This is a genomic window from Fibrobacter intestinalis, assembly GCF_900167415.1.
GTDB lineage: Bacteria > Fibrobacterota > Fibrobacteria > Fibrobacterales > Fibrobacteraceae > Hallerella > Hallerella intestinalis.
Window position 1 is genome coordinate 1 of sequence record NZ_FUWU01000075.1, and the last position, 11722, is coordinate 11722.

At 44.5% G+C, this 11722-nt stretch carries 12 protein-coding genes; 2 read left to right on the forward strand and 10 right to left on the reverse strand.

Features of this window, described 5'->3' with window-relative positions; all coding sequences use genetic code 11:
- The 9 genes from B5D40_RS13830 to B5D40_RS13870 form a co-directional block, all read right to left on the reverse strand.
- The coding region (locus B5D40_RS13830; RefSeq protein ID WP_144319709.1) for an IS3 family transposase at nt 1-574 on the reverse strand (574 nt) is incomplete at its 3' end.
- A gap of 28 nt (nt 575-602) precedes the next feature.
- Nucleotides 603-926 carry a transposase gene (locus B5D40_RS13835; protein WP_143394527.1) on the reverse strand — a complete coding sequence of 108 codons (324 nt, stop codon included), beginning with the start codon at nt 924-926 and terminating at the stop codon, nt 603-605.
- A gap of 81 nt (nt 927-1007) precedes the next feature.
- Nucleotides 1008-1304: a Tc toxin subunit A-related protein gene (locus tag B5D40_RS15755; protein WP_158222218.1), complete on the reverse strand. Its 297-nt coding sequence runs from the start codon at nt 1302-1304 to the stop codon at nt 1008-1010.
- 15 nt (nt 1305-1319) lie between these two features.
- Nucleotides 1320-1877 (reverse strand): hypothetical protein, encoded by a 558-nt coding sequence (locus B5D40_RS13845; protein ID WP_143394526.1) that lies wholly within the window; start codon nt 1875-1877, stop codon nt 1320-1322.
- A gap of 69 nt (nt 1878-1946) precedes the next feature.
- A complete protein-coding gene (locus B5D40_RS13850; protein WP_078777388.1) occupies nt 1947-2162 on the reverse strand; it encodes a hypothetical protein in 216 nt (71 codons plus the stop codon).
- Nucleotides 2163-2334: 172 nt separating this feature from the next.
- The gene (locus B5D40_RS13855) at nt 2335-2994 is read right to left on the reverse strand and encodes a vWA domain-containing protein (RefSeq protein WP_078777397.1); all 660 of its coding nucleotides are present in this window, start codon (nt 2992-2994) and stop codon (nt 2335-2337) included.
- A 139-nt stretch (nt 2995-3133) separates the two neighbouring features.
- Nucleotides 3134-4240, reverse strand: coding sequence for a macro domain-containing protein (locus B5D40_RS13860; protein WP_078777389.1), 1107 nt, complete (start codon nt 4238-4240; stop codon nt 3134-3136).
- 3 nt (nt 4241-4243) lie between these two features.
- Nucleotides 4244-5623 (reverse strand): RIP metalloprotease RseP, encoded by a 1380-nt coding sequence (gene rseP, locus B5D40_RS13865; RefSeq protein WP_233134335.1) that lies wholly within the window; start codon nt 5621-5623, stop codon nt 4244-4246.
- 128 nt (nt 5624-5751) lie between these two features.
- Entirely contained in the window at nt 5752-8712 is a 2961-nt protein-coding gene (locus B5D40_RS13870) for a glycoside hydrolase family 44 protein (RefSeq protein ID WP_078777391.1), read from the reverse strand.
- Between the two features lie 535 nt (nt 8713-9247).
- On the opposite strand from B5D40_RS13870, the gene B5D40_RS13880 reads away from it, so the two are divergent.
- Together B5D40_RS13880 and B5D40_RS13885 are read left to right on the forward strand one after the other, a co-directional pair.
- Nucleotides 9248-9457 (forward strand): helix-turn-helix domain-containing protein, encoded by a 210-nt coding sequence (locus tag B5D40_RS13880; protein ID WP_078777393.1) that lies wholly within the window; start codon nt 9248-9250, stop codon nt 9455-9457.
- A 28-nt stretch (nt 9458-9485) separates the two neighbouring features.
- The gene (locus B5D40_RS13885; protein WP_078777394.1) at nt 9486-10616 is read left to right on the forward strand and encodes a DNA cytosine methyltransferase; all 1131 of its coding nucleotides are present in this window, start codon (nt 9486-9488) and stop codon (nt 10614-10616) included.
- Between the two features lie 53 nt (nt 10617-10669).
- Here B5D40_RS13885 and B5D40_RS13890 read toward each other — a convergent pair whose 3' ends face one another.
- On the reverse strand, nt 10670-11449 hold the full coding sequence (locus B5D40_RS13890) for a Bpu10I family restriction endonuclease (protein ID WP_078777395.1): 780 nt from the start codon (nt 11447-11449) through the stop codon (nt 10670-10672).
- Between the last annotated feature and the right edge of the window lie 273 nt (nt 11450-11722).

Here is an 11722-nt window from a genome sequence, read left to right on the forward strand (position 1 = left end):
ACTTCGTAAACTTCTCGGAAGTGTATTGCGAACCCTGATCGGTATTGAACACCTCCGGCCAACCGTACTTGCCTACGGCCTCCAGAAGCACATCCACGCAAAAGTCCGACGACAGCGAGTTTGAGAGCCGCCATGCGAGTATCCGGCGGCTGTACCAGTCGATAATCGCGGTCAGGTACACGAACCCGTGCTTGAGCCGGATGTAGGTGATGTCGGTACTCCGCACCTGGTTCACATGCGTTACTTTCACGCCCCGAAGCAGGCAGGGATACTTCCGATGCGTCGCGTTCGGCACGGTTGTGCGGGGCCCCGGATGGATGGCATGGATACCCATCTTGCGCATCAGAGTGCGGATGAGATCCCTGCCGACTTTGATACCGAAGTCCCCCCGCAGTGCGGCCTTTATCCTGCGCTGACCCGATGTCGGGTCAGCGGTGTAGATTTCGTCGATGGCGTTCATGATCTCGATCTTGCGTTCGGACACCGCCGGTACGTAGTAGACTCCGCTTCGGGAGATGCCCAGCAGCCCGCACTGTTCCGTGACCGTGTATTCAGTGTCCTGACGATCCACCATGTCCTTCCTTACAGAAGCCCCAACTTCTTCAAATTTTTTTTAGGAACTCGATGTCGCGCTCCTTCTTGCCGATGAGCATGTTGGCCTTCTCGAGTTCCTCGATGCGCTGCTGTTCCTTCTTGGGGCCGCCGAAGACGAGCGAGGCGTTCTTGACCAGTTCCTGCTTCCATTGGCTTATCATGTTGGGGTGTACGCCGAACTCGGCAGAGAGTTCGCCGAGAGTCTTGTCTTCGCGGAGGGCGGCGAGTGCGACTTTCGCCTTGAACGCGTCGTCCAGCACTCTGCGGGTGCGTTTCGCGGTCTCGTTGATGCTTGCGCGGCTGCTTGCCGCCTTCATGGCGTTGTTGTCCATTTTGAGTTCCTTTCTTGAGTTGAATTTAGTTTTTTTCAACTAAGGAACCGTATTTTTACTGTCTAAATTTTTCCGACCGGTTTACTTTTCAGGAGCCAATAATCCTTTCCTGAAATTATCCCAATAATCATTTTTGATAAAGTTGTAAACGACATCAGTTCGTCCTTCTATTTCAAACAGGTAAGCCCTTTCTGCCATCCTGGCAACTTCAATTAGAAGATTCACATATTTTTTGAAAGTTTTGCCAAGTTCCTTTTCCAACCAAACATATAGTTCATTGTTCGTAAACTTTTCACTTAGAACTTCATAAACCTGTTCGGAGCGAAGAATTTCGTTTTCGATACTCTTGTGTTTCTTTTCAACTTGTTGCGTCTTGATTTCGTTTACGACTTCCTATTTTTCGACTTCGATAACTTCGGCATCAGCCACTTCATCTTCGAGAAGCCATTCTTTCTTGCGGCGTTCCAGTTCTGCCTGCAACTTTGTCTTAGCGGCATCCAACTGTCGTTGAGCAAACCTTGCAGCATAACTTTCGGCTGCGCTTACAAGGTTTTCGGCCAATTTTGTACCACCAATGGATTCCATGTCAAAGCGAGGTCCGCCAAAGGCATTGGTCACTGCGCCAAATTTGAAGTCGGGAATTTTGAATGTTGCGGAAGCGATGTTGCGAACTTTCTCGACGATCTCCTGAATTTTCGCAACTTTTTCCATCAGCTTCTGATATTTTTTCTCGGCAGCAGACACAAGGTGCATAGCCTTCTGCTTCCTGGATGCATTCAGCTTCGCAGACTTCTTTTCTTCAAGTCTAACTTTTTCAGTCTCCAGCGACTTGACTTCCATTTCATGGACGGCCTTGCTCTCGGCAATTACAGCCTTGTCGCACTTGGCCTTGAACACCTGCAACTGTTCCGCATCCTGTTTTTCAAGGATGGCAAGCAAGTCGCGACCCATCTGGCAAGCATCCTTCGCCATGTCAACAGCGAGTTTGACAATAACCCGGAATCTATAAATAGAGCGTTTTTAGTTAGCGGAATTCAGGATAGAATCAATGGAGAGCCCCATTGCGCGAGCCTTCGCCAACATTCCCGGGTCGATAGGCGGGGCGAACAGGGCGAGGGCCCGTTTTACCCCCTGGATATTGAGGCTGTCAGCATAAACCTTGCCCGCAGAAAACGGAACCCCGCTCTTGTTAAGCGATCCAGAAACTGTCCAAATTTCAGGTACAGGGTAGGCCACGAAAACATCCTTAATATAAATTATCTTTAATAATATAACATTTTGTAAAAAAAAAAGAATAATTTTTTAGTGTGTTATCATCGCTAAAGAAGCCCAATCTTGGCTGAAAGCAAAAAAAATAACCGACATTTTCAACCAAGAATAAAGGCAAATATGGAATTTCCTAAAAAAGCTATCCCCTCTTTTTGCGTTTCATATAATCATCCTCCAAGTTTCTTTTCCAAGAATCATCAGAAGCAGTTGCACGATTTTGCCGGATGTCGCATAGGAGCATCTCCTGCGCTTCGTACATTTTTTCGACACCTTCTTCGTCCGCAATAAAATTCGCAGCACGACTGCTGTGGATGCCAATGGATTCCGCCGTTTTTATAGCGTCGATATTGGCGCCGAGGAAAAGGAATTCCCAACCGTATTTTTCCTTTTGCCTTTTAATCATCGATTGCACTTGCTGAATGGAATATTCATGGCTGTCATTTTCGTAGCCGTCGGTTGTGATAACGAAAATCGTCTTTTCCGGGCGGTCCTCTTCGCGGGCGTATTTGTGTACATTGCCAATGTGATGAATGGCTCTTCCAATGGCATCCATGAGAGCGGTGCTTCCCCGGGCGTAATACTGTTTTTCGGTTAAAGGAACCACATTTTGTATAGGGATGCGATCGTGCAAAACTTCCATTTCATTGTCAAAGAGCACCGTGGAAACACAGGCTTCTCCCTTTTCGTTTTTCTGGCGATCCAGCGTCGAATTGTATCCGCCGATGGTTTCCTTTTCAAGACCACTCATAGAACCGCTGCGGTCCAAAATAAATACCAGTTCCGTCAATCCTTTTTTCATATTTATCTCCTTGTTATTTACCATGTGACTGGTTTGAAGTTTCGATGTTTTCAATCATCGTAGCTTAATAATAGAAGACTTCAAAACAAAAAAGGTCGCCTGCAAAGCGACATTTTAAAAGCGTTTTCAAAGGATTTTGTTAAGCGCCCAAGGTCGTCTGCCCGTACTTAAAAAGCACCGTATTGATTTCCCAGATGTCGTATTTTTGGTGCGAGATAAAATAGGACACAATGAGGTCGCCCTTGTTCGAAGGCGAAAGGGCGTAACCCGCGCGGGACAAAAGGTCCTTTGTTTCATCTAGATTCAGCTGCAAGGCGATAGACAGGGCGATGGCAGTTTTCTTCTTTGGCGAGTAATGGACATCGCTGCGGATTTTAGAAAAATGCTTGCGGTCGAGATTCGCTTTTTTGTAAACATCCACGTCGTCAAATTTCTTGTTCTGAATCAGGCTGAATAGTTTTTGCTGAAATGTTTCCGCGGCGTGATTGATGACTTTTTCCAACGATTCTTCTTTGGGGTCGATGGAGGGTTTCGTGCAAATATTTCGGAATGCACATTCCCTTCTAACCTCCAAATTTTCGAAGGACGCCAACGAAAAACTTGAGCATTCGTCGTCATTCGACTGGAGCACCGAATTCTCGCCACAATCCATTTCAAAAGCGGACAGTTTGCTACGCGAATTCAAATTCCATTTTTCACTGTAGGAATCTTTTAGGGCGATGTAATTTTCGTCGATATACGAACGAACATCATTCTGCAAGTTCTGCGAAAGTTCAAACGAACGTTTATCATAGACGACCAAAAGAACGTCCATTTCATTTGTTTGCAAAAAATCCCGAATGGTTTCTACAGCAACAGAAAGAGCCTTGTCCTTGGGAAACAGGTAAACCCCGCTAGAAATCAACGGGAAAGCGATGGATTGGCATTCCAGTTCCTTCGCTTTTTCCAGATTTTTTTCATAGCACTTGCGCAAAGCCAATAGCTCGCCCGACTCCCCGCCTTTCCAGACAGGCCCTACCGTATGGAAAACATAATTCGCAGGCAGCGCAAACGCCGGCGAGACCGCCACTTCACTTGTTGAGAGCGATCCAATGGCTTGACGTGCCTTCAGCATATTTTCAAAGCCGGCGCCGTTGTAAATGCTTAAATCGCAGGAGCCTCCACAAATCGGTTCCGGATTTGCCGACATGACGATAGCATCCGCCCGGACTTTAGAAATATCGTTACGAACAATGCGAAAAGGCATAAGCTACATCAGGAACAGGGAAATTTTCCCAAAATCCAAAATGGTGATGAATACGAAAAAGCTGATAAAGAACGCTGCCGCAACATTTTGGATAACGCTTTGGGTTTTCGTGGAAAGGGGTTTTCCACGGAGTTTTTCAATGGCCAAAAACAGCAGGAGGCCGCCATCGGTAATCGCCAGCGGGAGCAAATTCATCACACCCAAGTTGATGCTGATAAGGGCGAGCAGCATCAGAAATTCCTGAAATCCGCTCATCCAGACGTTGCCCATTACCGCCACAATGGAAACGGGACCGGAGAACGCATCCACTTTGACCTGCCCTTGGAACATCCGTTTGAAATAGCGGAAGATGCTGGTCGTCATTTTCCAACTGGTGGCGCAGGTTTTTGTAAACGCCTCCACAGGACCGCGGCGGACGAGTTTGGTTTCGCGGAAAAGCACATAGCCCATTTGGATCCCCACCATATAGCGCTTGTATTCCGCATTGTAAACCGGGGTCAAACTTTTGGAAAGAGTGTCGCCGTCCCGGACAACGGAAATGTTTACAGATTCGCCTTGGGAGCCGTCAATTATCCGCACCACATCTTCGTAGCGGGAAATATGTTCGCCGTTGATTTCTAAAATCGTATCCCCTTGCAAAATGCCCGCCTTTTCCGCCGCCGATTCTGGCAAGGGTCCCTGCCGAACAACGACTCGATTTTGCGGGTAAATGCCAATGTCCCCGATGCCCATCTTGATTTCACCATCCGAGGAATCCTTGCCGGGCACGACGAGTTCTTCGGGAACTACCGCGATTTCTAGCGATTCACCTGCCCGATTCACTTTCAAAGAAACTTGCGCACCGAGACTCACGCCAATTTGCTCGCGAAAATCGTCCCAGCCCTGAGTCGGTTTGCCGTTCAACATAAAAATCGTATCCCCAGGAAGAATCCCAGCCGTTTCCGCTGGAGAATTTTTGCCGACAAAGCCCACGATCAATTCGTTTTTGGCAGGCTCCTGAACGCCCACCATATAGAGCACCATCAAAAGGATAAAAGCAAAAGCGATGTTCACAAAGGGACCTGCAAAAGCAATCGCCGCCCGCGCCCCGACGGATTTTCCCATGAAATCGCGGTCACCGGGAAGAGTTCCCTCCGGCAAGGAATCCGGATTTTCCCCCGCCATAGCCACATAACCGCCGAAGGGAATCGCCGAAATGCAATACTCCGTTTCCCCGCGCTTGAATTTCAAAAGTTTTTTGCCGAAGCCGATGCTGAATGTATTGACCTTGACGCCTTTCCACTTGGCGACCAAAAAATGTCCCAGCTCGTGAATCGTCACTAAAAAACTCAACGCCACAAGGCCCAGCACAAACATCAAAATGTTGCTAAAAATCGATTCCATCAAAGGGAAATGTAGTAAATAGTCGCCAGAGAAAGTAGTAGCATTCAGGGCCTTCTGCGATCGAACAGAATATCCGTCCGTTTCCTATTCCGCAAATTTTCAAAACCGGTTACACAATCCTTAGGGCGTTACCGTAAACGGCGCAAGCCCTTGGGCATAGGAATCTCTGCGCCGTCTTCTTGCAGCAAATAAATGTTATCAAGACTGATGTAGCCCTTGCCGCTATGCCTCGCCCGGAACGAGATATTTTTGATTTGATTCGGATCGAGCCGTTCGACGATATTTCCCCAACCTTCTTGCGCCATATTTTCCCAGATGAGAGTGTCACGCACCCAGCTGCCATGCGTATTGCGAAGAATTGCCATGAACTCGTCGTAATCCTTGACTTGTTCACTAGCAACCTGCACTTCAAAATAGCCTTCAGGATTGTCGTGATGGGTCGCATAATCAAAAACGATACCCGCCGAATGACGAATTTCAGGAGGGACCACATAATAAGCACCGGCAAAGTTCGGCCATCCTTGCGCTGGCGGCTGTTCTATGAAAAAATCGTGACGAATAAATCCACCCTGCGGAGGAGCACTGTTAAAAATTTTTGCACCCATTGTCGTCGCATTGTCACCGAACGCCACCGGAAACCAGTTCACGGCATCGATCCCGCTATCGAAATTTTGCAGGACGCTTGTCGTACGGTAAGCACCGCGGACACGGAAAGGAATTTTCAATTCGCACATCTTTTGGCCCAAACCCGAAATTTTCAGCGTGATATTTCCGGAAAACGGTTTTGCCTTTTCCGAAATCGGTATTTTAACATGAAAACTTTCGATGGACGCATTCCACTTGCCATCATCGGGTTTTATCCAACCCTCTGTGCCGAGTTCCGCGATTTCAAAAGTCGCCCCCGTCAGCTGTCCATTGCGCTGAACCGCCGTAACAAACAAATCCAGAGAGTCGCCGGGAAGAAGAACTTTTTTTTCAAGCGCAGCCGCAAGGATTTTAGGCTCGCTCGCCGATTCGCCGCCAATGACTTTCGGCTGGATTTGCACAACCGCCATACCAAATGGGGGAATGGCGATATCCTTATTCTTGCTCGGATTGATTCGGCGTCCGCTGGGTCCCATTTTTGGATAAGGATAAGCATTTTTTTGATTACCCACCCATTTAAACTGTTCTTCGCCAAAAATTTCCACTTGTGTGCGCACCCAATCCCCTTTGCCAACTTCAGCAAGGACATTCGAGTCCGGCACGCTGGCACGATCTATCTGCACCACCTGCGTAATTTCAGACAAATTAACAAGTAATATCCGAATGGAATCCCCTTTGCCAATGGCATAAGCAGAAACGTCCGACGAAGAACTTTCCACCGGCAAAGCCGAAAAATCCTCTTCTAGAAAATCCATAAATGTCATGTATATGCCAAAATATTCCGCGGTCGGTTCCAACGATTTCCAATAATTCCAAGAGCCTTCCTTGAGAAGTGCGGAAAGGCTAATCGTTCCCCAAGTGCTGTCAGGCCCCCGAAATAAATCCCCAAAAGCGTCCCAAGGAAGCACCTGCAAGCGGTTGCCAAAACGCATAGCATATTGGGCAAAAATACTAGCCACACCGGCTGCCTGCGGGTAATCCATCAACAAATGATGTCCTTGAACACAAGTGCTAAATTCCGAAAGAAATATGCGACGTTCGCCATCGAGATGACGTTTCATCCACATATCAAGAGTGTCCAAATTCGGTCCCACATCAAGCATTGCTACAAGCATATCGTGAGCGTTTAATTTGTTTGCAGCCCAGTAAGGATAATTGTGCAAATCCACCACGTCCAAATAGCGTTTGCCATCCTTCCTTTCCGCTTCCCCCACTATCCGCAAAAATTCTTCCAGCCAATACTTGCCGTCCAAAAGGCCCGCGCCTTTCTGCTGCATCTTGTGCGTACTGAACAGGGGTCCATGCAAAAGAATCGTCGAATCCACCGCTTTCATCGCCCGTGCATACTCCAAGAAGCGCACCGCATAATGCCTTGCCGAAATCGGTCCGGATTCTTCCCATTCTCCTTCGAGTTCATTTCCGATTTGCCATTGCTTGATGCCATATCCCTTTACTTTATTCGCATAGCGTACCCACGCCGCAGCTTCACGGGACGTTCCCGTGCCCGCATTTACACAGATTACCGCCTGCGCAGAATCGCCATTCGGAAGTTTGGGAAGAGATTGGATGAAGCTCATAAATTTTTCAAAATCCCACTGGATATTCGTCCAATCGGTACGAGCTTTATCGCCATTGCGAGTTGAAATGGCAAAAATTTTATAATTATTGCCGCCGAGCAAATCGGCTCCGCCGCTGAACAGCTTCATTTCGCGAATTTGCACACCCTTAACAGGCAAGTCCTTCGTTTTAAAGCGAATAGCGAGATAGCGAGAATTCATTTGTTTAAACTTGTGTTTGGTTGTCGCCGATTTTACCTTGACAACGGACTCTACTTTCAACTTATTTTCCAATGCCTGATGCACCCCGGGATATTCCGCGTAGTCGTCCGTCCAGTAAGCAATTTCAAAGGATTTGGGTCGCCATTTTCCCCAATCTATCTGCAACGAATCCCAATTTATTTTTTCAGGAAATTCCACGACAAGCCAAGGCGGATCCGCCGGATCCAAAATTTCGCCCCACCAGATAGTTTCCAAATCGCCGTCCGCCAAATGGCTGCGTCGAATAAAGCCATAATTGTCCTTGGTCGTGCCGCGGTAAATCGTTTCTCCTAAAAAACCGCGAGCCCATTTGTTTTCATCGGGAATCCAGAGTCCCGTGCTATCGTAATGACCTATGCCGTTCCAGTGATAATCATTGGAAAGCGAACCGTTCGGAAAACGAAACAGACTGTAACCGCCATCTACCAGTGCCGATTTCATGTCGTCAAAGCGACTCGGCGGATTCCAAATCGCCAAATCCGCAGCCAACATCTGGCTTTTGTCTATAAGAACTCCCGGTTGCAAGTCGTTTACCCGAATGACGTTTGGGGAGGCAAACACCGATATCGTCGAGCAGAAAATGATTCCGCAAATAAATAGAAACGTAAAATGGAAGCGGCTTTTCATCCAGAAATCTCCGTTAGCAAAACAAATTCTCCTGTGATGAATTATAATAAAAAAGGCATACGAGGTTCTCTTTTCCCCAAAAAACAGTTTTTTTCTTAAACTATTAGGAGCGAAATTCACCTTGAAGAATTTTCCGTATAAATTTACCCGCATTCCATTTTTCTACAAAGTGAACGATATTGTCGGACAGACGTAATGCATCCTTCCCTGCAAAAGCAATCACAATGCAATTAGGGCAGTCTCCCTCCCAATGAGTGAAGCTTTTTGAAAATAAATTTTTCGATACGACCATAAGCAAAACAAGCTCATATAAATTCAACTTCCCGTCAAAACGAGGATTAATAATTAGGAAATTTCTCCAAAGGTGGATATGGCGAGGGGGACATTCGCTTTTTGCCTTTTTTGAGAGGGATATTGTAATTTTTGCTAGCAAAAAAGCATTTTCTCCAACTTTTCCAAATAGATTTTTAAGGCGAATTCATAAAAAAGATTGACGTTATAAACAAAAAAGTTTACCTTTGTTTAAAGGTGCATTATGACGATTTCAGAACAAATAAAGGTACTTTGTGTAAGATGTAAAGTCAGTGAAGCTGAATTAGCTCGAAGACTAGGCAAGTCTCCTCAAAGTTTTAACGCAAAGATGAGGCGCAAATATTTTTCCATTGAAGATTTAGAGCGTATTTCAAAAGTTCTTAATGTCACATTCAAAAGAACGTTTATCCTTGAAAATGGAGATGAAGTCTAACTTTTGTCATTTATTTAGGAGCTTTTATATGAACGTAATAGATTTATTTGCCGGATGCGGCGGTTTAAGTACAGGCTTTGAAATGGCCGGTTATAAAATTCCGCTAGCTGTCGAGAGGGACGGTTGGGCATCAGAAACGTATAAAAAAAATCACAAAGGAACAAAAGTTATCACAGGCGATATCACACAAATTCAAGATCTGGATTCATTATTTTCAAAAAAGAAAATAAAAATTGATGGTATTATTGGCGGCCCACCCTGCCAGGGATTTTCGTTAAGTGGCAACAGGGACAAAAAAGACCCAAGAAATAGTTTGTTTATAGAGTTTGTTCGGTTTGTAAAACATTTTCAACCAACCTTTTTTGTCATGGAAAATGTCACCGGTATACTCTCCATGCAAACAAAATCGGGAGAATTGGTTAAAGACGTTATATTGAGTGAATATAATAAAGCCGGCTATAATGTTGAGATTTATGTTCTAAACGCAGCAGAATTTGGTGTTCCGCAAAAAAGAATAAGGGTTTTCTTTATCGGACTAAAAAAAGAAATTCTTTATGATAGAGAAATGCTAAAACCTAAAGGATTCTTATTTGGTGATAATCAAATCACTATAGAGCAGGCGATTATGGATTTGCCTCAAATATCAGCTGGAGCGGGGAAAGAACCCGTTGAATACCCATGCTGTCCTCAAAATAAATACCAAAAATGGGCGCGGCAAAAATCAACAGCCGTTTACAACCATATAGCAATGAAACATTCCGCAAGACTGGTAGAACGGTTTTCGCATATAGGATATGGGCAATCTGTTGCAGATGTCGCTCAAGAATACCAGCAACGGCAACGTGGGAACGCTAATAAAATAAGCGGGAGAACATACTCACAAAATAATATGAGACCATATCCAAATAGACCGTCTCCAACAGTTCCCGCAAGTTTTCAAAGTAATTTTGTGCATCCTTACATCGACAGAAATTATACTGCAAGAGAAGGGGCTAGATTACAATCATTTCCCGATTCATATATCTTTTGCGGGAAAAGAACCACAATGTCCTGGGAAAAAAACTTGTCACAATACCAACAAATTGGAAATGCAGTACCGCCACTTTTAGCGAAAGGAATCGCAGAAAGTATAGCGCGATATTTAAAACGAGAAAAATGAACCGCCTCCTACAAGATTGTGTAGACAATAAACAATACTTTTATGTTAGAATATTATTCGGATTTATTCAGAAGTCTTCCAGGAACCACAATTTTGACTTGATTAACCAAAGATGAAATCGCTTTTTTTACCTCTTTGTAATATTCATACAAAGTTTTACTATCAATAGGATCCCCTTCTTTAGCTTGAAGGACGAACATTTCGTCTAATGTAGAATCTTGTTTTGCTGCTAATATATGTTCGTCGGCAATATTTTTATATCCCATTAAAACATACGCCCGGGAATTGGGCGTTGAACTTTTGAGTGTTTTGCTAGATGACTTAATCTCCCCAAACATTGTAGCATCCAAATATGTTTTCACCTCTACAGAAACTGCAGGTATGATGAGTGATACCGGTGTTTGCTTATCTATGGTGACGTTTATTTTTTTCCCAATACAAAAATCAACATCTTTTTTTATCACGTCAATTGTTAAGTCTTCCTTGATTTTTATTCCCGCATAAATTCCTTTGTTGAATATTGAAAGATTGCCATTTTTTATTTCATCAATATTATGAAAAAGATAACAACTTATTTCTTCTAAAAAAGTAGATTCAAATTTTGATTGAGATTTTATCTTGTATTTAATAGCAAATTTATGAAGCTCTTCCCAATAAATATTAAGGATCTCTGTAGCTTTGTCAAAAGCAGTCAGCCCTCTTGAAAAATCAATGCACTCTACCTTTTCACGCATCGGAAAATAATTTTTTTCTTCAAACGCGCGTAATTTCTCTTCAAGACCATTATAATTGCCACCTATCTTTGTTTCAATGTTATCCTTATGGACATACATAAATCCATTCTCCTTTTGTAAGGCGTATCATTCCTTTTCAATATAATTTACAATTTTTCAAAAAACTTGCAAGAATAAAGAGCTTTTTAAAATACATCGTAAAAAAATCGCACGAAACGGAAAAATAGATAGTCAGCCCTTAAAAAGTCACTTTGCGAACGCAAGATAAGGACGTTCGCATTTTTTGTTCATTCCGTTCCACAGAAGGCAAAAACAGTATAGCCATTCCAACAGGGCAAAAAAGCGCCTCATGGCCCTCTTGAAGTTGAACGC

Coding starts and splice junctions, on each gene's coding strand:
- B5D40_RS13870 (WP_078777391.1), bottom strand. CDS start 8,712: ATGAAAAGCCGCTTCCATTTTACGTTTCTATTTATTTGCGGAATCATT.
- B5D40_RS13855 (WP_078777397.1), bottom strand. CDS start 2,994: ATGAAAAAAGGATTGACGGAACTGGTATTTATTTTGGACCGCAGCGGT.
- B5D40_RS13890 (WP_078777395.1), bottom strand. CDS start 11,449: ATGTATGTCCATAAGGATAACATTGAAACAAAGATAGGTGGCAATTAT.
- B5D40_RS13845 (WP_143394526.1), bottom strand. CDS start 1,877: ATGGGTCGCGACTTGCTTGCCATCCTTGAAAAACAGGATGCGGAACAG.
- B5D40_RS13880 (WP_078777393.1), top strand. CDS start 9,248: ATGACGATTTCAGAACAAATAAAGGTACTTTGTGTAAGATGTAAAGTC.
- B5D40_RS13860 (WP_078777389.1), bottom strand. CDS start 4,240: ATGCCTTTTCGCATTGTTCGTAACGATATTTCTAAAGTCCGGGCGGAT.
- B5D40_RS13835 (WP_143394527.1), bottom strand. CDS start 926: ATGGACAACAACGCCATGAAGGCGGCAAGCAGCCGCGCAAGCATCAAC.
- rseP (WP_233134335.1), bottom strand. CDS start 5,623: ATGGAATCGATTTTTAGCAACATTTTGATGTTTGTGCTGGGCCTTGTG.
- B5D40_RS13885 (WP_078777394.1), top strand. CDS start 9,486: ATGAACGTAATAGATTTATTTGCCGGATGCGGCGGTTTAAGTACAGGC.